Origin of the sequence: Flavobacterium jejuense, assembly GCF_006491595.2 — a bacterium.
In the GTDB taxonomy this organism is placed as follows: Bacteria; Bacteroidota; Bacteroidia; order Flavobacteriales; family Flavobacteriaceae; genus Flavobacterium; species Flavobacterium jejuense.
On record NZ_VEVQ02000010.1, the window covers coordinates 41,842 to 62,713 of the forward strand.

At 29.3% G+C, this 20,872-nt stretch carries 17 protein-coding genes; 9 read left to right on the top strand and 8 right to left on the bottom strand.

Going from position 1 to position 20,872, the window contains the following annotated elements; all coding sequences use genetic code 11:
• The first annotated feature begins 159 nt into the window (after positions 1 to 159).
• Together FIA58_RS14910 and FIA58_RS14915 are read left to right on the top strand one after the other, a co-directional pair.
• The gene (locus tag FIA58_RS14910; RefSeq protein WP_140963385.1) at positions 160 to 1,134 is read left to right on the top strand and encodes a polyprenyl synthetase family protein; all 975 of its coding nucleotides are present in this window, start codon (positions 160 to 162) and stop codon (positions 1,132 to 1,134) included.
• 82 nt (positions 1,135 to 1,216) lie between these two features.
• Complete coding sequence (locus tag FIA58_RS14915; RefSeq protein ID WP_140963291.1) at positions 1,217 to 1,567, top strand: hypothetical protein; 351 nt, start codon at positions 1,217 to 1,219, stop codon at positions 1,565 to 1,567.
• Here FIA58_RS14915 and FIA58_RS14920 read toward each other — a convergent pair.
• The 4 genes from FIA58_RS14920 to FIA58_RS14935 form a co-directional block, all read right to left on the bottom strand.
• Entirely contained in the window at positions 1,551 to 4,187 is a 2,637-nt protein-coding gene (locus FIA58_RS14920) for a carboxypeptidase-like regulatory domain-containing protein (RefSeq protein WP_140963292.1), read from the bottom strand. The genes FIA58_RS14915 and FIA58_RS14920 overlap by 17 nt on opposite strands.
• Entirely contained in the window at positions 4,180 to 4,899 is a 720-nt protein-coding gene (locus FIA58_RS14925; protein WP_208022818.1) for a GLPGLI family protein, read from the bottom strand. Before FIA58_RS14925 ends, FIA58_RS14920 begins: the two co-directional genes overlap by 8 nt.
• Positions 4,900 to 4,962: 63 nt before the next feature.
• Positions 4,963 to 5,211, bottom strand: a complete 249-nt coding sequence (locus FIA58_RS14930) for a hypothetical protein (RefSeq protein WP_140963294.1) — start codon at positions 5,209 to 5,211, stop codon at positions 4,963 to 4,965.
• Positions 5,212 to 5,319: 108 nt separating this feature from the next.
• The gene (locus FIA58_RS14935; protein ID WP_140963295.1) at positions 5,320 to 5,865 is read right to left on the bottom strand and encodes a hypothetical protein; all 546 of its coding nucleotides are present in this window, start codon (positions 5,863 to 5,865) and stop codon (positions 5,320 to 5,322) included.
• Between the two features lie 114 nt (positions 5,866 to 5,979).
• On the opposite strand from FIA58_RS14935, the gene FIA58_RS14940 reads away from it, so the two are divergent.
• The gene (locus tag FIA58_RS14940; RefSeq protein WP_140963296.1) at positions 5,980 to 8,751 is read left to right on the top strand and encodes a 2-oxoglutarate dehydrogenase E1 component; all 2,772 of its coding nucleotides are present in this window, start codon (positions 5,980 to 5,982) and stop codon (positions 8,749 to 8,751) included.
• Between the two features lie 71 nt (positions 8,752 to 8,822).
• Positions 8,823 to 10,043 carry a 2-oxoglutarate dehydrogenase complex dihydrolipoyllysine-residue succinyltransferase gene (gene odhB / locus FIA58_RS14945; RefSeq protein ID WP_140963297.1) on the top strand — a complete coding sequence of 407 codons (1,221 nt, stop codon included), beginning with the start codon at positions 8,823 to 8,825 and terminating at the stop codon, positions 10,041 to 10,043.
• Positions 10,044 to 10,136: 93 nt separating this feature from the next.
• On the opposite strand, the gene FIA58_RS14950 is transcribed toward odhB, so the two are convergent.
• The 4 genes from FIA58_RS14950 to FIA58_RS14965 all read right to left on the bottom strand — a co-directional run bounded on the left by FIA58_RS14950 (position 10,137) and on the right by FIA58_RS14965 (position 16,221).
• Positions 10,137 to 10,574, bottom strand: a complete 438-nt coding sequence (locus tag FIA58_RS14950; protein ID WP_140963298.1) for a retropepsin-like aspartic protease — start codon at positions 10,572 to 10,574, stop codon at positions 10,137 to 10,139.
• Positions 10,534 to 13,119, bottom strand: a complete 2,586-nt coding sequence (locus FIA58_RS14955) for a CHAT domain-containing protein (protein WP_140963299.1) — start codon at positions 13,117 to 13,119, stop codon at positions 10,534 to 10,536. The genes FIA58_RS14950 and FIA58_RS14955 overlap by 41 nt, the downstream gene beginning before the upstream one ends.
• The gene (locus FIA58_RS14960; RefSeq protein ID WP_140963300.1) at positions 13,100 to 15,118 is read right to left on the bottom strand and encodes a PKD domain-containing protein; all 2,019 of its coding nucleotides are present in this window, start codon (positions 15,116 to 15,118) and stop codon (positions 13,100 to 13,102) included. Before FIA58_RS14960 ends, FIA58_RS14955 begins: the two co-directional genes overlap by 20 nt.
• Before the next feature lie 77 nt (positions 15,119 to 15,195).
• Positions 15,196 to 16,221 carry a hypothetical protein gene (locus tag FIA58_RS14965; protein WP_243754685.1) on the bottom strand — a complete coding sequence of 342 codons (1,026 nt, stop codon included), beginning with the start codon at positions 16,219 to 16,221 and terminating at the stop codon, positions 15,196 to 15,198.
• A gap of 192 nt (positions 16,222 to 16,413) precedes the next feature.
• Between FIA58_RS14965 and FIA58_RS14970 the strand changes: the two genes are divergently transcribed.
• The 5 genes from FIA58_RS14970 (at position 16,414) to FIA58_RS14990 (ending at position 20,822) form a co-directional block, all read left to right on the top strand.
• A complete protein-coding gene (locus FIA58_RS14970) occupies positions 16,414 to 16,998 on the top strand; it encodes an RNA polymerase sigma factor (RefSeq protein ID WP_140963301.1) in 585 nt (194 codons plus the stop codon).
• 1 nt (position 16,999) lies between these two features.
• On the top strand, positions 17,000 to 17,728 hold the full coding sequence (locus FIA58_RS14975; RefSeq protein WP_140963302.1) for a tetratricopeptide repeat protein: 729 nt from the start codon (positions 17,000 to 17,002) through the stop codon (positions 17,726 to 17,728).
• 102 nt (positions 17,729 to 17,830) lie between these two features.
• Complete coding sequence (locus tag FIA58_RS14980; protein ID WP_140963303.1) at positions 17,831 to 18,610, top strand: TatD family hydrolase; 780 nt, start codon at positions 17,831 to 17,833, stop codon at positions 18,608 to 18,610.
• A gap of 60 nt (positions 18,611 to 18,670) precedes the next feature.
• Positions 18,671 to 19,807, top strand: a complete 1,137-nt coding sequence (locus FIA58_RS14985; RefSeq protein WP_140963304.1) for a 1-acyl-sn-glycerol-3-phosphate acyltransferase — start codon at positions 18,671 to 18,673, stop codon at positions 19,805 to 19,807.
• Positions 19,797 to 20,822, top strand: coding sequence for an asparaginase (locus FIA58_RS14990; protein ID WP_140963305.1), 1,026 nt, complete (start codon positions 19,797 to 19,799; stop codon positions 20,820 to 20,822). Before FIA58_RS14985 ends, FIA58_RS14990 begins: the two co-directional genes overlap by 11 nt.
• Positions 20,823 to 20,872: the final 50 nt, after the last annotated feature.

Below are 20,872 nucleotides of genomic sequence, written 5' to 3' on the forward strand. Positions count from 1 at the left end.
TTCTGTGCAAATATAGAACGGAAACTTTTAATACAAAAAAAGTTTCCTAAGTTTTTACATAAATTTAACATTAACTTAAGAAGCGTATTCTTATTAATTAATATGATTAATTCTCAAAATAAAAAACTTACTTTTGTAGAAGAATCTTTATTATTTACAATGCACACAATTAGCCAATATCAAGAAATTATAAACAATCATTTTGACCATTTAAAAACGATTAAAGACCCAAAAAATTTATATGAGCCTATAGATTATATTCTTTCGTTAGGAGGAAAAAGAATGCGACCTGTTTTAACTTTAATGACTGCAGAAATTTTTAATGCTTCCTATGAAAAAGCAATTAATGCAGCAACAGCAGTTGAGGTTTTTCATAACTTTTCATTAATTCATGACGATATTATGGATGATGCACCACTAAGAAGAGGGAATCAAACGGTTCATGAAAAATGGGATTTAAATACGGGTATTCTTTCTGGTGATGCTATGTTAATATTGGCATACCAATTTTTTGAAAGCTATGAACCAACTGTTTTTCAGAAATTAGCAAAATTATTCAGTAAAACAGCTTTAGAAGTTTGTGAAGGACAACAGTATGATGTTGATTTTGAAACAAGAGATGATGTTACTATTCCTGAATATTTAAAAATGATTGAATATAAAACGGCTGTTCTAGTAGGTGCAGCAATGAAGATGGGAGCAATAGTTTCGGAAACTTCAAATGAAAATGCTAATCTAATATATGATTTTGGATTAAACTTAGGAATTGCCTTTCAATTACAAGATGATTATTTAGATGCTTTTGGAGATCCAGAGACTTTTGGTAAACAAGTTGGAGGAGATATTATAGAGAATAAGAAAACGTATTTGTATTTAAAAGCATTAGAATTTAGCGAAGAAGAAGATAAAGAACAGCTATTGCATTTGTTTTCTATTCAACCTAACGATAACATAAATAAAATTGATTCAGTAAAAGATATTTTTATGAGTTCAGGTGCAGCTAATGCTACTCAAGAAGCAATTAAGAATTATACCATGAAAGCATTTGAAACATTAGATAAAATGGATGTTTCCAATGATAAAAAGAATATTTTGAGAGCTTTTGGAGAAAAACTAATGAAAAGAAATGTGTAGAATAGTAAATTTAGTTTCAAAAGTCAATTTTAGTTTTGAATTTGGTTTGTGAAATTGTTATTGAAATTGAACTAGAAAATGTATGTACCAACCACCAGTTAATATTGATGACTTAATTAATCAGTCAGAAGAAAATCACTTGTATTTTAAACTGATTGAACAAACGAACAAGGATTTTGCTTTGGCAAATGAACCTGTTGATATTCCTTTGGATATTTTTCCATTCCAGTTTAAAGAATTGGTTCATGAAAAAATATACAAACTGATTCAATATAAATTTGCCGAATATCTTAATTTACTCTATATAATTGATGTTTCTGAAAGCGAAATTATGAAACTAGACGGTTCTGATTTAGTTGAACTTGCAGAACAAGTTACCTTTCTTATTCTAAAAAGGGAATGGCAAAAGGTTTGGTTTAGAAACCGAATGTAACTTTTAACATTAAATACCTCGATATTAAATTGTGTGAACTGATAGAGCTTGAATAATCAGAAACGCTTTTTGTTTCAAATGTTTTATTATTAGTTAAATTTTTTCCAATTAAGGAGTAACTAATTTTTTTATTCTTTGGAGTGTGACTTATTTCAGTTTCAAGAAAGACATAATTATTATTTTGATTTAAATCAGGAGAAATAAAATTACTTATAAAATCCACTTTAAAGTTTTTAGCATTATTTCTATACATTATCTTAAATTGATCGGTTAAGCTATTGAAATTATTTTTTATTGCAGTTTTTTTAACTTCAAATGAGTTATTTATAAAAGAAATTTTATTTGAAAAATTTATTTTTGAATTAAAACCTGTTCTTGCAGTTAGTTGTGAATAAAATGTTTTTCCAAGAATATCTCTTAATTCAGAATTATTAATGATATTCTTGTCAAAAGATAAAGAATAGTTGCTACTCATTTGAATGGTTGTTCTTAAAGGATGGAGATAAGTTTCTCCAGATAGATTTATTCCATAATCCTTATTTCCAATATTGGCAAAATAAGCATTCGAAATACTAATGTTTTGATTTATTATGCTTTTGTAAAAATAATTATTTTCTCTGTAATCATGAGTTAAATTTATTGAGAATTGTTTTAGATTAAAATAATCATTAAAATTATAATTTATTAGATAGGAATGAGTTTTTAAATATTGAAGTGAAAAATCGTTAGAGGCAAAGTTTCTATAATTTCTTTGGATAATCCCATCAAAAAGTTTGTCTTCCTCTGGCAAAATTTGATTGAATGAATATTTAAAAGAAGTGTTGTTTTTTTTATTAAATCTATATATAAAAGTTAAACTAGGTGAAACTAATAGATCATCTTCGTTAATTTTTGTTTTTTTGATATAGTTATTAAAAGAAATATTATTATAAAAAGTATTAAGTCCAATTTTAAATGAATACTTCTTATTATTAAAAATAAAAACTGGATTCATTTTAAAATGTAATAAATCATATTTATTGTCATTTTTATAATTTTTATCAATGCTGTTGTTAAATTCATCATTTAATGAAGAAATTAGGGAAGTTGATGTTTTAAAAAAAGATGTATGTAGCCCAAATTTTATTTTCTTATTAGTTAAAAATAAAGATGAATTTAGATTTATATTTTCTTTATCGAAAGTACTGTTTTGGAATTTACTAATAATTGAGTTGTTTAAATCAATTATAGTTCCTGGAGTAAGATATAAATCTTGAGGAGCTTTACTTCTTGTATATGTAAAATTTGATGTTAACGCTATACTATCTGAAATTTTATAAGTACTGCTGAAATTTTGATTAACTAAAAATGATTTTGTGTTGACGGTGTTTTCTTGAACAAAAGAATTGTTTGAACTAATATCATTATAATTTGTTTTTTGATAGAAAAATTTACCAATATAATTCCAATGAAACATTTCTTTCTCATTGTTTAAATAAGCAAAATTAAAATCAAACAATGTTGGTTTTTTTTTAATACTATTATTTTCAATTATTGAAAAAACATCATTATTAGTTGTAATTGATGAATTATTTTCATTAACTCTTTTCAGTTTATCACTGTAGAAACTAGTATTTATTTTAAGATTAGATTTTCTATAAGCTTTTGTAAGTATATTTAAACTAGTGAAGAAATTGTTGTTTAATCTATGAAAACTATCATCTAAAAAGGAGTAGAAATTACCTTGATTAATTAGTTCTTTAGCAATTAAATTCTTATTTTTTTGGTTTTCAACTGAAATTATATCTGAATCAAAATTATAAGGGGTACTATTTTGTCCTACGTTATTAAATGAGCTTACACCAAATCCTTTAATCTTGCTATTTATAGCTAAACCATTAATGTTGGAATTATACATGTTTTTATAACCATAACCTAAATTTGCATTGCCTGAAAAATCAGTTTTCCCTTTTTTAAGTACAAGATTTAAAGCTACATCGTCTGAGTTAGAAATTCCTTTTAACAAAGAATTTTCTTCATAGTTTTCTATTCCTTGTACTTTGTCAATCATTTCAACATTAATATTTTTGCTACCTATAGTGTATTGAGAGTCAAATAAATCATCACCATCTAAAAGCATTTTTTTAATAGCTTTGCCTCTGTATTTTATTTCTCCATTATCTTCTACCTTTATACCAGGTAATTTTTTTAATAAATCTTCAACCACTTTTTCACTACCATCTTTAAAATTTTCTGGATTATAAGTTAAAGTATCCTTTTTAATAGTAATTGGTATTTTTTTTTCAACAATAACTTCTTTTAATTTAGTTGTTCTGGCATTTAGTTTGAAATTTACAGTTATTTGATTATTATTAGCAGTGTAATCTTTTAAATAAATGATGTTTGGTTCATAAGACAAATTAGAAACTTCAACAAATAAAGAGTCTTTATTGTTTTTTAATAGTATTTGATATTTACCATTATTATCAGTTGTAGTAAACTGAGTAATTAAGTTGTTTTTTTCTTTAATAAGTATACTTACGAAAGGTACAACACCTACTGAGTCAGTTACGGTTCCTTTTAAGGTTTGGGAAAATGAAATGCTATTTATAAATAATATTATAAATATATATTTATTCATGTATAAAATATTCTCTAAATCCTTTACTCATTGGTCTTGTTTCTCCATTTTCATTAACTACTCTGTATAAAGATTCATCGTATTTTTTTCGATAAATATTAACATAATCATCAAAGGTTATTAGTTCTTTATTTATATATGGATTTTTAATATTTTCTGTTTCATTCTTGATTTTTATTTTTTCCGCAATAAAATGAAAGGTAGCGACATTGTCATTTGAGTAAACTTCTAGTATTAATCCTGGTAAGCCATAAAATTTCCATGGTCCATCAGAAAACGTTAATTCAGTTGTGAAATATACTTCATATTTTCTTGATCTGAATTCACAAACTGCTTTTTGACACTTGTAGTTTAAAATAGTTTTGGTATCTTTTTGAATTTCCCACTTGAAAACTGAAGTAGAGTCCAAAATATCAAAAAAATTAAATCTTATTTGGTCTTTAAAGAAAATTTTTTTTTCTAAAATTTCTTTGTAAAGTATTGGATTTCTATTGAGTGAAATGATTTCTGAATCAGTTCCCGAATTTGTTCTGCTCCTTTCAAAATCTTCTTCATATATAGAATACTTGCCATTACCTTTTAGGTAGGCTTTAATATTAGTAATAAGATTTATATTTTTAGCAGTTTGCTCTAGACTATATTCAACTTCGTAAGTTTGAGAGAATGTTTTTAAACTTAATAATATGAGTATGGAAAAAAGTGTTTTTTTCATTTTTACAATATTAAAAACCACTACAATTATTTTGTAGTGGTTTATTTTTAACATAAAAGTCTTTTATTCAGCTTTAGTTAATGTTGCTTCTGGATGTCTTTTAAGAAGTTTGTCTTTTGCAACTTGACAATTGTCTCCAGTAGTTATAAAACCACATACTGTTTCATGGTCAACATACTGTCCATTGTAAGTTAATGTTGCAGTACAGCAATCTGAAGCAACTTCTTTTTTCTTGATTTCCTTTTTTTTATTTTCTGCATAAAGACCGTTAACTATTAACGATAGGGTCAAAGCTAAAATTAATTTTTTCATATCTAAAGTTTTAAATTTATTTGTATCAAATATAGACTTAGGTGTAGAAAAAAAAAGTTAATCATAGTTAAATGTGTTACAGAAAAACTATAATTGTTTTAACATTTTTTAAAAATAAACTCGAATAAAAGGAATAAAAGCATCAGCATAAACACCTTGGTTTTCTTTATATAAAACATTATAACGAATACCAAGTGTTACATTCTGAGTTCTATATCCAGCTCCTACAAATAAGGCAGTATTCCAAAAATTATCTGTATCTCCTCCATAAAAAGGGTCATAAGAAGTATTTACTCGTAATTGTTCAATTTCAGTAGAAAGCTGAATTACTTCAATAGGATTAAATAAAGCTATAATACTTCCTCCATAAATATTGGATTGATAAAAACCCTTTTGGTTGACATAACTATACTGAGTGCCTATTCCTGCAGCAACATATTCATTAAAATTATAAATAGCACTAGGAGCAACAGTTATGTTAGTATAACCATTGCCAAAACCAAGTCCTAAACCACCTCCAAATTGCACTCGTTCCCAGAATATACTTTTTGATTTAACTGTTTCGTTTTCTTGCGCATTAACTTTGCTTAAAGAGGTTATAAAAAGCATTAAAATAAAAGAAAATGTTAAAAAGACTTGTTTTTTCTTTTTCATAGTATCGATTCTAAAAAAATTATGTTATAAAAGTACAATTTTCTTTAAAAGATTATAGCAAATGTTTTACTTTTGCATAATATTTTTTAACCAAATCGTCATTAGACAAGATATATGGATAGGTTTTCCTTTTTAAATGCTGCTCATACAGCTTTTTTCGCAGATTTATACGATCAATATTTACAAAACCCAGATACTGTTGAACCTAGCTGGAGGAGTTTTTTCCAAGGGTTTGATTTTGCAAATGAGTTTGCAAATCCAGTGGAACAACTGTCAGCAATGGCAAATGGAAATGTTGGAGTTACTGAAAATGCTGAGAAAATACTTAAAGAGTTCAACGTTCTAAAGTTAATTGAAGGATATAGAACTCGCGGACATTTGTTCACTAAGACAAATCCTGTAAGAGACAGAAGAACATATTCACCTACTTTAGCTATTGAAAATTTTGGATTATCGCAATCAGACTTAAATACTGTTTTCGATGCAGCCAAGATAGTCAATATGCAGCCAAGTACTTTAGCAAATATAATTAAGCACCTAGAAAGTGTTTATTGCTCTTCTATAGGTGTTGAGTACATGTATATTCGAGATCCTAAAGTGCAAGAATGGATTAAAAACAGATTAGACATTAATGACAATCAACCTAATTTTTCTGCAGATCAAAAGAAAAATATTTTGGGAAAATTAAATGAAGCTATTTCTTTTGAAACTTTTTTGCATGCTAAATATGTAGGTCAAAAGCGTTTTTCTTTAGAAGGTTGTGAAGCTGCAATTCCTGCTCTAGATGCTTTAATTGAAGCAGCAGCAGAAAAAGGAGTGGAGCAATTTGTAATGGGAATGGCTCATAGAGGAAGATTGAATGTGTTAGCTAATATTTTTGGTAAAAACACACAAAATATTTTCTCTGAATTTGACGGAAAAGATTATGATGATGATATGTATTTCGATGGTGATGTAAAATATCATTTGGGATTAACATCAGACAGAAAAACGAATTCGGGAAAAAAAATAAATTTGAACTTAGCACCAAATCCTTCTCACTTAGAAACAGTTGGAGCTGTTATTGAAGGTATAGCCAGAGCAAAACAAGATAGAAATCACCCTAATGATGCGTCTAAAGTGTTGCCTATAGCGCTTCATGGTGATGCAGCTGTTGCTGGTCAAGGAATAGTGTATGAGATTGTTCAAATGGCAAAACTAGACGGCTATAAAACTGGAGGAACCATTCATCTTGTGATTAATAATCAAGTAGGTTTTACAACCAATTATTTAGACGCGAGATCATCAACTTATTGTACGGATGTGGCTAAAGTTACTCTTTCTCCAGTTTTACATGTAAATGCAGATGATGCTGAAGCAGTGGTACATGCAATGTTATTTGCTTTAGATTATAGAATGGAATTTGGTGGAGATGTTTTTATTGATTTGCTAGGATATAGAAAATATGGACATAATGAAGGTGATGAACCTAAGTTTACACAACCAATTTTATATAAAGCCATTTCTAAACATAAAAATCCTAGAGATATTTATGCTGAAAAATTGAGAAGTGAAGGTATTATTGATGCTAATTACGTTAAAGAATTAGAAGAAAAATACAAAGCGAAGTTAGATGAAAATTTAGAAGAATCTCGTAAGAAAGATTTAACAGTTATAACGCCTTTCATGCAAAATGTATGGACTGGTTTTGAGCAGGTTTCTGATGAAGGGATGCTTAAAAAACAAGATACTTCTTTCGATAAAAATAGCTTAACGGAAATTGCAAAAACAATATGTGAATTACCTTCGGATAAGAAATTCATTAACAAAATCACAAAAATCATCAAGGATAGAAATAATATGTATTTCGTAAAAGATGAGTTAGATTGGGCAATGGGTGAATTATTAGCGTATGGTTCTTTATTAAAAGAAGGCTATGATGTTCGTATTTCTGGACAAGATGTAGAAAGAGGAACTTTTTCCCATCGTCATGCAGTTATAAAAGTAGAAGATTCAGAAGAAGAAGTAGTTTTATTAAATGATATTAAGGACAGAAAAGGAGATTTTTATATTTACAACTCACTGCTTTCAGAATATGGAGTGGTTGGTTTTGAATATGGATATGCCTTAGCTTCTCCTAATACTTTAACCATTTGGGAAGCGCAATTTGGAGATTTTTCAAATGGAGCCCAAATTATGATTGATCAATATATTTCTGCAGGTGAAGATAAATGGAACAATCAAAACGGATTGGTAATGTTATTACCTCATGGTTATGAAAACCAAGGAGCAGAACACTCTTCTGCAAGAATGGAACGTTATTTACAAATGTGTGCCAAACACAATATGTACGTTGCAGATTGTACTACACCAGCCAGTTTCTTCCATTTGTTAAGAAGACAGATGAAAAGTAAATTCCGTAAACCATTAATTGTGTTTACACCAAAGAGTTTATTGCGTCATCCGTTAGCAGTTTCAACAGTAGAAGAATTGGCAAACGGTCAATTCCAAGAAATTTTAGATGATCCAAATATAACGGATAAGAAAGCCATAAAATCTTTGGTTTTCTGTACTGGAAAAGTCTATTATGATATTACTGCTGAAAGAGAAGAATTAGAAAGAAATGATGTTGCTGTTGTTCGTTTAGAACAATTATTTCCATTAGCAGTAAATCAAATCAAAGAAATTATAGCAAGCTATCCTAATGTAGATGATTATGTTTGGGCGCAAGAAGAGCCTAAAAATATGGGAGCTTATAGTTATATGTTAATGAATTTTGATTTAGTAAAATTAAGATTGGCTTCGCCAAAAGCATATAGTGCCCCAGCAGCAGGAAGTTATGCACGTTCCAAAAAACGTCAAGCAAAAGCTATCGCAATGGTTTTTGATAAAACAATAGTTCAATAAAAAAAATTCAAATGTCAACCCTTTTCCAAATTTTCGGAATGACTAAGGGTAAACTTTTAAACTAAAAGAATATGATTTTAGAAATGAAAGTCCCTTCTCCAGGGGAATCAATTACAGAAGTAGAAATTGCAACTTGGTTAGTACAAGATGGTGATTATGTTGAAAAAGATCAAGCTATAGCTGAAGTAGATTCAGATAAAGCTACTTTAGAATTACCAGCTGAAGCTAGTGGAATAATTACATTAAAAGCAGAAGAAGGTGATGCAGTGGCTGTAGGAGCTGTTGTTTGTTTAATCGACACTAGTGCAGCAAAACCAGAAGGAGATGCTCCTAAAACTGAAGCTAAAGTGGAAGAGAAGAAACAAGATACCGGAACTTCTGCACCTAAAGCTCCAGCTGAAACTCAAAAAACGTATGCTTCAGGAACTCCATCTCCAGCAGCTAGAAAAATATTAGAAGAAAAAAACATACAACCATCTGATGTTGTAGGAACAGGGAAAGCTGGAAGAATAACTACTGAGGACGCTGCTAATGCTGTGCCTTCTATGGGAACTCCAACAGGAGGAAACAGAGGTTCTGAAAGAACAAAACTATCTATGTTGCGTAGAAAAGTAGCAGAGCGTTTAGTAGCTGCTAAAAATGAGACAGCCATGTTAACTACTTTTAATGAAGTAGACATGACTGCTATTTATGATTTACGTAATCAATATAAAGATGAATTTAAAAACAAACATGGTGTTGGTTTAGGATTCATGTCTTTCTTTACAAAAGCGGTTACAAGAGCTTTAGAATTATATCCAGACGTAAATTCAATGATGGATGGTGATTATAAAGTGGGGTACGATTTTGCTGATATTTCTATCGCAGTTTCTGGACCAAAAGGATTAATGGTTCCTGTAGTGCGTAATGCGGAAAACCTTACTTTTAGAGGTGTTGAAGCAGAAATAAAAAGATTAGCGCTTAGAGCTCGTGATGGGCAAATTACAGTAGACGAAATGACAGGGGGAACATTTACTATTACAAATGGTGGTGTTTTTGGAAGTATGTTATCAACACCAATTATCAATCCTCCTCAATCTGGTATTCTAGGAATGCACAACATCGTGGAAAGACCAGTGGTTAAAAACGGACAAATCGTTATTGCTCCAGTAATGTTCGTAGCTTTATCTTATGATCATAGAATTATTGATGGTCGTGAGTCTGTAGGATTCTTAGTAGCTGTTAAAGAAGCATTAGAAAATCCAGCAGAATTATTAATGGACAACAATCCTAAGAAAGCTTTGGAACTTTAGTAAATAAAAAATTTCAGATAAAAACCCCAAAATTTGTATAAGAGTTTGGGGTTTTCTTTTATTTACAATTTATAGCTTTTTCAAAACAAAATACTACTTCAAATACAAATAATGATTCGAGTAATCAATAATAGCTTTTCCACTTAGTAGTATGTCAGCACCAATAATTCCATCAACTGGTTTGGTTTTATAACTAGTTAAAGCTTCATTTACATGACTCATATCAAAAATGATGACATTGAAATGGGTAGTTTTCCAATGGCTTAATTTTAATTGATTGTTTTTAGATAATTGAGTATCCATTCCAGTAGCTCCAGCTCCAGCTGCTTTGGTTTCTGAAATTTCTGCAAATAATTGAAATTTTTCAATTCCCTCAATGCCTACACAACTATTACTTGCTCCAGTGTCTAAAATAAACGTGCCTTTTACATCATTTAAAGTGGCTTTGATTAATAAATGTTGCGTTTTTAAAACACTGAATTTTATCTTTTTATACTTTTTTTCTTTTAAGAAATCTTGCAATTCTTCCATAAGTCAAAAATAGCATAATTAGTAGAAGCATTCCAAATACATAGTAATAAAAAAAGTCAGTTTTATTAGCGTCAATTGCCCCATAATAAACAAATGCGCTCCAATAATAAGGCGATTTTTTAGCATTTGTAATCGATTTATTCTCTAAATAATTTATTTTAGAAAGATAATTCGATTCAAAAAACGAATGTGTAGAGGTGTAATTGTCATAGAAATTAGTCATAATTTCTGAAGTAGCATAGTCATTAATTTTCCAAAGACTAAACAATACATTTTTGGCTCCTGCATATTGAAAAGCTCTAGCAATACTAATAGCTCCTTCTCCTTTTTGTAGTTTACCAATTCCAGTCTCGCAGGCACTTAAAACTACTAAATCGGGTGTGCAATTTTTCAAACCATATAATTCGTTTACCAACATCACATCGTCATAAAAAACTAAAGTTGCTGGTGAACTAAAAGAACCACTTGTGCCATGAGTAGATAAATGTATTATAGCATATTGACTCACATTCTGTTTGAAGTTAGTTCTATTAGCAGCTTCATTCATAAATAAAGTGGCTTCGTATTTCTCAAGAGCTTTAGATTCTGCAATAGAATATTCAAGAAAAGCATTGGTGTTTTTAAAAACAGGAAAAAATCCAACAATTTTATCATTTTTTTTAAGTCTAAATCCTTTTAGATAAAAGGATGCATTGGTTTGGTAAGCAATTTTATTTTGGTATACCAAAAATGGAATAGTACTATAATTTTTAGAAGTCGATTTTTGAGTAACCAAAGCATCAAAAGCTACAAAATGAAGTAATCCGTCTGGAATGATGATTAGATTTTTATTTTTCTTGAATTGGTCAAAGCCTAATAATTGGTATAAAGTGTTTGCTGTTGAAGTGAATGCTAAAATATCAGCATTAATGTTGTTAGCATTATCAAAAAAGTGAATGAATTTTTGTAGTAAAAATGTATTTTTCTCGTTTAAATCGATTTTATTCCAAGTCACTTGATTGGTGTTCAAATAAAAATAATAGCACTTCTCTTTTGTCCAAAAGTAATACACCAATTGCGCTTTGTCTTGTTCTAATTTTTGTTTCAAACTAGTTAATGAAAATGAAGTTTCAGTTTTGTTTTCAAATTGAAGATTTACTTTGTTGTTTGCATTTTTTAATTGTATGCTAAGTGAAGCCAATTCGTTGTTTAATTCGATCAATTGAGTTCCATTTTCCTGAGTGATTTGTAATCGAATGTATTCATTAATTAACGATTCTTGCTTGCTTAATAATTGATTTTGTAATTGTAAGTCTTTGTTGTTTGGAAATTGTTCCAGCAATGTTTTTTGATTGTTTCGCTCTTTTAAAACCGTGTTTTTTGTTTTTTCAGCATATTGAAAAGCAAGCTCAAGGTAATTGGAATCCTTATTTTTTTGATAGGTGTTCCATAACAAATCCATACATTTTTCAGTTCGTTTTCTGTTTTCAATCTGATGCCGGATTTCAGCTTCTTGTGAAACAAGTTGGTCACTTATTAAGTCACTCACATAAAAACTCAGGTCATACCATTTTAATTTTTTTGTAGTATCATTTTCAAGATATGCTAAGCCATCAAATATCATTAAAAAAGTATTTTCTGGATATAAATTGGCTTTTTTTGGATCAACCCAATTTTTCTCAAAAGGCAACAAGGTTTTTAGAGCTTTTGTAAAACAATTTTTAGCTTTTTCAGTATCATTAAGATGAATATAAATAGTAGCTTCTTCAGCATATAATTTAGCAAGTTCTCTTGCTTCAAAGGATTTGCCTTTTAGAAATTCAACTTTTGCTTTTTCGAAATAGTTTAGTGCTACATCAGGATTATTATTCTTTAATGCCAAAAAAGCATTAGTTTTCAAAGACTGGATAGCATTGGTGACAACTTCATTTTGTAATATATCAACAGAATTATTATTCTTTTGTAAACCAATTGTATTCAATGTCAATTCTTCTTGAATTCGTTTTTTTTGAAGAATACTGCTATTTTTATATTTTTCTACTTTTTGAAGGAGTTCAATGGCAGTTTTATAATTGCCAATGGTCTTGTAAATAATCGATAAATTAATGTAACCAGAAATTATTGTAGGTTGATTGTGCTCTTTTTCAGCCATAAAAATATACTTTTTTATGATGTTTTCTGCCAAAGTAAAATTGCCAGTCTTAGTATACAAAGTACCTAAAGGTTTAAGACAATATTCAGTAATATCATAATTAGATAAATTATTATTTGAAAACAACAACCAAGCTTTTTCGTATGAAGCAATAGCATTTTTCTGAAAATTATTTTTCATTTCAAACGAACCTTTATTACAGTATAAAATGACTAATGCAAGTTGTTCGTCTTTAGAGGTAGCTAATTTTGAAAATTCGGCTTCTTTTTGATTTAATTCTGATAATGCGTTTTTAGTTGGATTGTCAACAAAAGAATCTATAGCATCGTAAATGGTATCTTCTAAATTTTGTGAAAATGTAGCGATAGTGAATAAAAAAAAGAAACAGAAGAATTTAAAATTTCCAAATTGCATAAAATTGCCACGAATCAAAATCGTTTTTAAAATTTTTATAATAACGAATACCTACGCTAGGTCCAATTCTTGCAAATCCGAAAGTAGTGTCTATGAAAAATTGGGTCTGAACTTGTGTTTTTTCATTAGTGGTTTGACTACTATTTTCTGCTAATTCCTTGTATTCATTTCCAGAAACCAAGGAATTAGGACTAGTAGGATCTTGTGTGATTTCATAATAACGAATGGTCGAATTTCTTGTCGATTCTGATGCAATTATTGTAGTTATTTGCGGACCAAAGCCAACTCCTATGTAATTATTGATGTTATAACGCAATGAAATAGGAACGGTTTCAATAATTTTTCTTGATTTTTCCACACTGTTTTCTCTTCCTACAAAAGCCGCATCTATAACCGTACCAGTTGCGGTATCAAATGGGCCAACTATCTCTGGTTCTGCAGAAATCGTTTTAGTATTTTCACTCTCAAAATCATGTTTATTGGCATAAAATTCACTTTGCCAATAAAAACGATAGGATTTAAAAGGCGAAATAGTGAAACCGGTGAAATAACTTCTAGAATTATTCAATTTTGGAAAATAATTGTATCCTGCTTTTACACCTATTGAAATTCCAGGATTAAATCGGGTTCTAGAATAATTGGTTATAATAGGTTCGTTTTTGTCAAAAATAATTTTGGTTCTGCTTTTAGTACCTACTTTATGAAAGTCTTCTCCAAATTTCAAACTGTATTTGACAAATCCTTTAGTAGAATCTTTTTCAGTAACATTTTTTTGTTGGGTTCCAGGCAAATAAATATTTTTAAAAGTAAATAGGATTTGTTTTTGTTTGATTAAAGTATCTAAACAGCTGTAACGTACTTCTTCGTTCTTAGGACAAATGGGACATTCTGGATACATGCTTTCTATTTGAAGCGTCGATTTGTCAAACATATCAGGAATATCTGTTTCTAATCGAATAGTTCTTGCTGGTCCTTCTCCATCATTTTGAAAACGCGTTTTGAATTTTATGCGTTTGAAACGAACCAATCGATAATTGATAAACAAACCGCTAGTTGACATTTTATTGGGATCATGTGATGTTACAATTTCCATTTCCATGTCTTTTATTTTATGATTTTCATAATTGTCATCAGGCACATAAATGCTTCTTACTTTAAGAATCGCACTAGTGTCTTTAATCATTTCAGGAGTCGTTTTCAAACTGAAAAAGATATTACGTTGTTCGTTAGGATTGAGGTTTTTAAAAGTGATTTTTTTTCCATTTTTAAAAGTCTGTTTGGCTTCTTCAATAGATAAGGGTAAGTTTTTTCGTTCTGTAGTATCTTGAAATTTATAAGAATTGTAAATTATGTTTTCTGTTGAAGCATAAGAAGAAATATTATCATCATAATCATTGGTATACACCAAATCTTTTCCTAATGCTATAATGTTTTCATTATTATAATTTCTAATTTCAAGTAATTCGAAATTATCGTTTTTAAATTCTTTTTCATTATAATAAAAATAAATAGTACCATTGGTCACATATTCTTTTTCGTTTTTATAACTCAAAACAATAACGAAATCTTCATCAGGTAATGGTTCTCTATTTTTTCTTAGCTCAATATTGTCTTTTAGCAGTTGAATTTCATTGTCAGAAATACTAGCAGTTTCATTGGTTTTTACTTTAGAAGGACGTGTTGTGGGTGTTTTTCCAGTGTCATAGTTATTAGTTGCCCAAAGTCTTACTTCATATTCACCAGGTTCTTTATAGGTATGTTTTGGTTTTTCTTTTGTGCTAAAATTTCCATCACCAAGTTCCCAAAAATAACTATAAAATGCTTTAGGAGCACCGGCAATTTGGTTCAATACTGGTTTCTCAGAATCAAAAATAAAAGTATTGCCATTTTGATTAGGTAAAATAGTAGCTTTCCTTGAAGTAGTATCTTGAATTTTAGTTTGAGAAAGTCCAAAACCAAAAACAAGAAGAAAAAGAAAAAGGACTATTTTTTTTAACATGATTTTTAAATTTTTAGGTTTAAATATAAGAAAAAGTGACGAACAAGTCATCACTTTTTCTAAACAAACTAAACTAATTATGGTAGAGCGTTAATTGCAGCAACTAATTGTGCTTCTGTTCCTACAACCGTTTCTCCAAGAGTGAAATTATAGATAGCGTTAGTTGTAATAGTAACGGGTTTAATAGCATATCTCCATTGTCCGTTTTCTTCGGTGGCGAAAATAATATGACAAGCTAAACCAACAGGAATTTGACCATAGTGTTCAGAAAATTGTCCTGTTGCAGCATCATAAGTATCTAATTTTGCTAAAGCATTTCCTTCTCCATCATAATGTAAATAAACGGCACTATTTTCAAAATTATAGCCCGTTGGGATAGTGGCTAAAATTTGTGTTTTAGGGCCAGTAAAATTGTAAAACTTATCCACATTGGTCCATCCAAAATTATTAAAGAAGGCATAATAAGTACCATCTCCATTGGCACCTTGTTCTAGAAATACACCACCTTGACCACCAGCAGGGTCATTTTCTTCTCTCCATTCTAAGTTTCCGTCTGCATCAATTTGTCCATTCCATAATATCATGTCTGGTTCAGCTGCCGTTAAATCAGCTGGAATTCTCAAGTTCATACTACAATTGAGTGTTAATTGTTGTCCGTTTTGAGTAGCATTGATGTAAAATTCTCCTCCTGAAATAAGCATAGCCATGTCACCAGTTGGCAACATTCCCATAGTAGTCTTGTCCGTTACTAGCATGTTTCCTCCATCAAATACTTCAATATATTTAATTGCAATAGTTCCTGTAATTGCATTTCCATTTAAAGTAATGCAGTTTGGATTGATGTCAATTTCAACTCCATTTACAGAAGTAAAAGTAGTAGTTCCATTGGCCACATCTAATTGAAAATTTTGTGTAATTCCATTTAAAGCATCTTCTTTTATGGCACCAAATTCAACTGCTGTTGGTCTAGGGTCGCAATTTCCATCACAATCGTTGTCGTCATTTTTTACACAACTTATAAATAGTATTGCGGTTAAACTGAATAAGAAGGAGATTTTTAATAACAAGTTTGTTCTCTTTTTTAATAGATTTAATTTTTTCATGATTTCTAAGTTTTTTAATTTATAGCTATTTTGTAGTATATCAACTTTGTTTTAGAATTGTTACCTTTTTTCAAGAACTATTCTTTTTTAAAATTTATTTATACTATCATATCAATTAAAGAAAATAATTGTTACCCTTCATTTTTTAGAATCAATTGCTATCTTTATATCTTAGCTAACAAATAAGTAGATATGAGTGAAAAAAAAATGCATGAAGATCAATTGTATATAGAAGGTTTAAAGAATAATGATTCTAATATTATTAATACCATTTATAAAAAATTTGTTCCAAAAGTGATACACCATATTAAAATGAATAGTGGAGATGAAGACAGCTCTCAAGATGTTGTTCAAGAAGTTTTAATAACTATTTATAAACAAGCAAAAGAGAATAATTTAGAATTAACGTGTCCATTTGATGCTTATTTTTTCTTGCTTTGTAAAAGGCGTTGGTTAAATGAGTTAAAAAAATCTTCTAATAAAGAGGTAACATTACAAGATGATAATGTATCTAAAGATGAATCGCTCCAAGAAATGCTGTTTCAAACCGAAATTTTTACTGAAAAACAAGCTTTATTTGAAGAAATGTTTCAAAAATTAGGAGAAAAATGTCAAGAGGTACTGAAATTGAGTTTTGTAACTAAAACCATGGAAGAAGTAGCCACAAAGTTAAAGGTAACTTACGCTTATGTAAGAAAGAAGAAATCACTTTGTACAGGACAATTAACAAAGTTAATTCATGAATCGGTTCACTATCAATCTTTAAAAAATCAATAAGATGCAAGAAGAAGTGTACATAGTATTTGAACAGTATTTGCAAAATGAAATGACTGTAGAGGAAAAATTGAATTTTGAGAACCAAATTCAAAACGATACAGATTTAAAAGAAAGTTTTGAGTTATATAAAGAAGCAAATCAGTTTCTTAAAATTAAATTTTCTAATGAAACAGTAGACTTTAAAAATAATTTGAGTCTTATTTCAAAGCAATATAGCAGTAAAGAAGCTAATTTGGGTAAAACCAAGGTGATACCAATAAATTCAAAATGGTTTGCGATTGCGGCAACAATAGTCATTTTTATTTCGATATGGTTTTTCATGCAAAATGGAACACCAGAATATAATGATTATAAAGAACATGAAAAAGCTTATTTTACGGAAAGAAGTGAAGGAAATAATACTTTAAAAGAAGCTGAAGAAGCCTTTAATGCAAAAGACTATCAAAAAGCAATAGGTTTTTTTGAAAAAATAGATCAAAAAGATTTTGGAGGAGAAGAGCATCTTTTTTATGCTATTGCATTAATTGAAACCAATCAATTTGATAAAGCGGAAGTGATTTTGCAACTTATAAAAGAAGGTAATTCAATATACAAAGAGAAAGCAATATGGTATTTAGGTTTGTCAAACTTAAAACAAAAAAAGTATGATGAAGCAAAAATAATATTAGAAACACTATCAGATGAAGCTGAAGATTATGATAAAGCACAGGAGATTATCAAGAAGCTATAAGAAAGAGTAAAAGAGTAAAAATTAAAAGCTACTGAACATTCAGTGGCTTTTTTGGTTTATAACCAATAAAGATTTTACTTTTGTAGCCTAAATAAAAAAGTTTTGAATAGTTTATTAAATTTTACCGATACGCATACCCATTTATATAGTGAAGAATTTGACCAAGATAGAGATGAAATGATACAACGAGCTATGAATGCAGGTGTTTCTCGTTTCTTTTTACCCTCAATAGATTCTAGTTGTACCCAAAAAATGTATGATTTGGAACAACAATATCCTGACAATGTTTTTTTAATGATGGGTTTGCATCCTACTTATGTGAAGGAAAATTATTTAGAAGAATTGGCACATGTGGAAAAAGAATTGGCTTCAAAAAAATTTTATGCTGTAGGAGAAATTGGGATTGATTTGTATTGGGATAAGACTTTTCTGAAAGAACAACAACAGGCTTTTCAATATCAAATTCAATTGGCAAAGCAATATAAGTTAGGGATAAATATTCATTGTCGTGATGCTTTTGATGAAGTTTTTGAAGTTTTAGAAAGTGAAAAAGCAACTGATTTATTTGGTATTTTTCATTGTTTTACTGGAGATTTGGGTCAAGCACAAAAAGCCATCTCTTTAGGAATGAAATTAGGAATAGGAGGAGTAGCTACCTTTAAAAATGGAAAAATTGATCAATTCTTAAGAGAAATTGATTTGAAACATATTGTTTTAGAAACAGATTCACCCTATTTAGCTCCTGTTCCTTATCGCGGAAAAAGAAATGAAAGTAGTTATACTTTGCTGGTTGCCCAAAAGTTAGCGGAAATTTATCAAGTTTCAATTGAAGAAATTGCAAGAATAACGACAGCAAATTCACAAGCAATTTTCGGAATTTAACGATGAATTCATCTTCATTAATTATTTTTTTTGTTCTTTTGTGTATTGATTTTTATTAATATGTCAAAATTCGATAGCATTCGCCCTTATTATGATTCTGAAGTAAATGAAGCCTTGTGTTCTTCATTAAATCATCCTATGATGAAAGCAATGATGAATTTTACCTTTCCGGAAGTTGCTGATGAAGTTTGGAGGGAACAATTAAAAAAGACACATTCTATTCGTGATTTTCAAATCAATTTTGTGTACCAATCCATTCAGAAAGTGCTTGAGAAAAGTTCAGATGGATTGACAACATCTGGTTTTGAAAAATTAGAAACTCATACACCCTATTTGTTTATTTCAAATCATAGAGATATTATTTTAGATACATCTTTATTGAACGTTTCTTTGTTTGATCATGGTTTGGTAATGACAGCATCAGCTATTGGAGATAATCTAGTTAAGAAGGATTTTGTGTCCAAATTGTCTAAATTAAATAGGAATTTTTTAGTACAAAGAGGTCTTACGCCTAGAGAATTATTACAAAGTTCTAGACAGATGTCAGAATATATGTATCATCTCTTATCAAAAGAGAACCGTTCTGTTTGGATAGCGCAAAGAGAAGGACGTACAAAAGATGGTAATGATGCTACACACCAAGGAGTTTTGAAGATGGTAGCTATGGCGTCAGATGAGAATAATGTAACTGATTTTTTTAAAAAATTGAAAATTGTTCCAGTATCTATTTCCTACGAATATGACCCTACTGATGCTTTAAAAATGCCTCAATTATTGGCTCAAGCTAAAGATGAGGTTTATATAAAGGAGAAAAATGAAGATTTTATTACTTTGTTAAGTGGTATAATTGGTCAAAAAAAACACATTCATATTCATGTTGGTGATATTATTGAACATGAATTAGACATAATTAAAACTAATTATGATAATACAAATAAGCAAATTCAAGCTTTAGCAAATGTTATTGATGATTCTATTCTTCAAAATTACAAATTATGGCCTACAAATTATATTGCTTATGATATTTTAAATAATACTGAAAAGTTTATTGAATATTACACTTTAGAAGAAAAACAATTATTTCAAAGACGTTTTGAAATGAGAATTGATACTGATAATATTACCCTTAGAGACGGTTTTTTAGCTATGTATGCTAATCCTGTTGTTAATAAAATGAAGTATCACAATGCCAAATAAGCCAACTATTTTATTAATCTACACTGGTGGAACTATTGGTATGGTGAAAAATGCTGTTTCAGGTGCTTTAAAAGCATTTAATTTTAAAAAATTGCTCAATAAAATCCCTGAAATTAAGTTGCTTGATTGCGAAATTGATACCATTTCATTTGAGGAACCAATAGATTCTTCAAATATGAACGTTAAATATTGGCAACAAATTGCGACTATAATACAAGAAAATTTCACAAAATTTGATGGTTTTGTTGTTTTACATGGTTCAGACACGATGTCCTATAGTGCTTCAGCATTGAGTTTTATGCTTGAAAATCTTACAAAACCAGTTGTTTTTACTGGGTCTCAACTTCCTATAGGTGACTTAAGAACAGATGCGAAGGAGAATTTAATTACAGCTATACAAATTGCTTCTCTTAAGGAAAAGGGAAAATCAGTTATACAAGAGGTTTGCTTGTATTTTGAATACAAACTATATAGAGGAAATAGAACTACAAAGATTAGCGCTGAGCATTTTAATGCGTTTGCATCTCCAAATTTTCCAGAATTAGCTGAGTCGGGTGTGCATTTAAAAGTAAATAAAGAAGCAATAATTAGAAATCAAGGAAATAAAACATTGAAAGTTAATCTTGGTTTTGATCAAAATGTAGTTATTTTAAAAGTTTTTCCTGGAATTACTGAAGAAGTTATTGAAGCAATTATAAATATAAAAAGTCTTAAAGGTATAGTTTTAGAAACCTATGGTTCTGGAAATGCACCAACAGAGAAATGGTTTATAAACAATTTAGAACAAGCAATAAAAAAGAATATTCACGTTATCAATGTGACACAGTGTAGTGGAGGAGCTGTATCGATGGGGCAATATGAAACGAGTACGCAGTTAAAAGATATTGGAGTTATTTCTGGACATGATATTACAACAGAAGCAGCAATTACAAAGTTGATGTATTTATTAGGTCAAAAAGTATCTCATAAAGTGTTCAAAACAATTTTTGAAACTAGCTTAAGAGGAGAAATATAGTAAAAAATGACACTAAAATTTTTATACCTGAGAATTTTTACGTTATTTAG

Coding starts and splice junctions, on each gene's coding strand:
- FIA58_RS14910 (WP_140963385.1), top strand. CDS start 160: ATGCACACAATTAGCCAATATCAAGAAATTATAAACAATCATTTTGAC.
- FIA58_RS14915 (WP_140963291.1), top strand. CDS start 1,217: ATGTACCAACCACCAGTTAATATTGATGACTTAATTAATCAGTCAGAA.
- FIA58_RS14920 (WP_140963292.1), bottom strand. CDS start 4,187: ATGAATAAATATATATTTATAATATTATTTATAAATAGCATTTCATTT.
- FIA58_RS14925 (WP_208022818.1), bottom strand. CDS start 4,899: ATGAAAAAAACACTTTTTTCCATACTCATATTATTAAGTTTAAAAACA.
- FIA58_RS14930 (WP_140963294.1), bottom strand. CDS start 5,211: ATGAAAAAATTAATTTTAGCTTTGACCCTATCGTTAATAGTTAACGGT.
- FIA58_RS14935 (WP_140963295.1), bottom strand. CDS start 5,865: ATGAAAAAGAAAAAACAAGTCTTTTTAACATTTTCTTTTATTTTAATG.
- FIA58_RS14940 (WP_140963296.1), top strand. CDS start 5,980: ATGGATAGGTTTTCCTTTTTAAATGCTGCTCATACAGCTTTTTTCGCA.
- odhB (WP_140963297.1), top strand. CDS start 8,823: ATGATTTTAGAAATGAAAGTCCCTTCTCCAGGGGAATCAATTACAGAA.
- FIA58_RS14950 (WP_140963298.1), bottom strand. CDS start 10,574: ATGGAAGAATTGCAAGATTTCTTAAAAGAAAAAAAGTATAAAAAGATA.
- FIA58_RS14955 (WP_140963299.1), bottom strand. CDS start 13,119: ATGCAATTTGGAAATTTTAAATTCTTCTGTTTCTTTTTTTTATTCACT.
- FIA58_RS14960 (WP_140963300.1), bottom strand. CDS start 15,118: ATGTTAAAAAAAATAGTCCTTTTTCTTTTTCTTCTTGTTTTTGGTTTT.
- FIA58_RS14965 (WP_243754685.1), bottom strand. CDS start 16,221: ATGAAAAAATTAAATCTATTAAAAAAGAGAACAAACTTGTTATTAAAA.
- FIA58_RS14970 (WP_140963301.1), top strand. CDS start 16,414: ATGAGTGAAAAAAAAATGCATGAAGATCAATTGTATATAGAAGGTTTA.
- FIA58_RS14975 (WP_140963302.1), top strand. CDS start 17,000: ATGCAAGAAGAAGTGTACATAGTATTTGAACAGTATTTGCAAAATGAA.
- FIA58_RS14985 (WP_140963304.1), top strand. CDS start 18,671: ATGTCAAAATTCGATAGCATTCGCCCTTATTATGATTCTGAAGTAAAT.
- FIA58_RS14990 (WP_140963305.1), top strand. CDS start 19,797: ATGCCAAATAAGCCAACTATTTTATTAATCTACACTGGTGGAACTATT.